Below are 1374 nucleotides of genomic sequence, written 5' to 3'. Positions count from 1 at the left end.
GCGATGCCGAAGTCCATCACCTTGACCACGCCGCGCTTCGTCATCATGACGTTGCCCGGCTTGATGTCGCGGTGGACCAGCCCCATCTCGTGGCTGATCTCCAGGGCGGCCAGCACGTCCGCGGTGATCTTCAGGGCCTTGTCGACGGGCATGGCGCCGTACTGCGCGACGTCCTGGTCGAGGACCGAGCCGAGCGGACGCCCCTCCACGTACTCCATGACGATGTACGGGGTCGGCGACCCGGAGCCGCCTTCGAGCTGGGTGTCCTCGCCGGTGTCGAAGACCGAGACGATGTTCGTGTGCGTGAGCTTGGCCACCGACTGGGCCTCGCGGCGGAACCGCTCGCGGAAGGCCTGCTCGCGGCCGAGGTCGGTGTGCAGTGTCTTGATCGCGACCTGTCGGTCGAGCACCGAGTCGTAGGCGAGGTGCACCGACGCCATGCCGCCCTCGCCGAGCAGGTCGCGCAGCTGATAGCGCCCGCCGGCGACCGATCGCCCCACGTACCGCCCGTGTGCGCCGTCCTGGCTCATCTTTCTGCGTCCCCCATCGGCAGTGCGCCGTCACGCGGGCGAAAGTCGTCTGGTGTGGCTCCCGCGGCCGGTGATCTCTGGTGTTATTCCGGCCAAGTCTGCCGGAGGGCACTGACACGTCAAGCTCGGTGCCCGTTCCGTGACCGTACGCGTAGGAAGCGTCGCGGAAGCGTTACAGGTGCTGTACGGCCGGTACACAGAATGTGCACCCGCGGATCCGCCGCGGGTTCCGCGAGCGGGTCCATCACGGACCGGCGGTTCGCGTGGAGGCTGTAGCGTGGCCCGACGGAGACCGTAACAACCACCGCGCGTACTACGTCGACCGGTGCGGACAGAAACGACGGCGAGGACCGATGGCACAGCAGCAGCGCGCTCAGGGCCCGTCCGACCCCGAGGCGACTGGCGGCGGTATGTCAGATGCGCCGGAGTTGTGGGGTAACAACGGACTGGTCGGGGACGGCCGGTATCGGCTCACCCACAGACTCGGCCGGGGCGGTATGGCCGAGGTGTTCGCGGCCGAGGACGTCCGGCTGGGGCGGACCGTGGCGGTCAAGCTGCTCCGTTCCGACCTGGCCGAGGACCCGACCTCGAAGGCCCGCTTCACGCGCGAGGCCCAGTCGGTCGCCGGCCTCAACCACCATGCGGTGGTGGCGGTTTACGACTCGGGCGAGGACGTCCTCCCCCACCAGGTCGTCCCGTACATCGTGATGGAGCTCGTCGAGGGCCGCACGATCCGCGACCTCCTGATCAACGCCGAGGCCCCGGGGCCCGAACAGGCGCTGATCATCGTCTCCGGTGTGCTCGAAGCGCTCGCCTACTCCCACCAGCACGGCATCGTGCACCG

At 68.8% G+C, this 1374-nt stretch carries 2 protein-coding genes; one reads left to right on the top strand and one right to left on the bottom strand.

Features of this window, described 5'->3' with window-relative positions; translation table 11 throughout:
• Positions 1-530, bottom strand: a 530-nt coding sequence (locus tag ACFWGJ_RS43700; RefSeq protein ID WP_387334549.1) for a protein kinase, incomplete at its 3' end; no start/stop codon positions are given.
• Between the two features lie 353 nt (positions 531-883).
• Here ACFWGJ_RS43700 and ACFWGJ_RS43695 point away from each other — a divergent pair.
• Positions 884-1374, top strand: a 491-nt coding sequence (locus tag ACFWGJ_RS43695) for a protein kinase (protein WP_387334548.1), incomplete at its 3' end; no start/stop codon positions are given.

Origin of the sequence: Streptomyces sp. NPDC060205, assembly GCF_042728395.1 — a bacterium.
Lineage (GTDB): Bacteria > Actinomycetota > Actinomycetes > Streptomycetales > Streptomycetaceae > Streptomyces.
The sequence above is the reverse complement of the archived record's forward strand: the minus strand, read 5'-3'. Positions and strand labels throughout refer to the sequence as shown.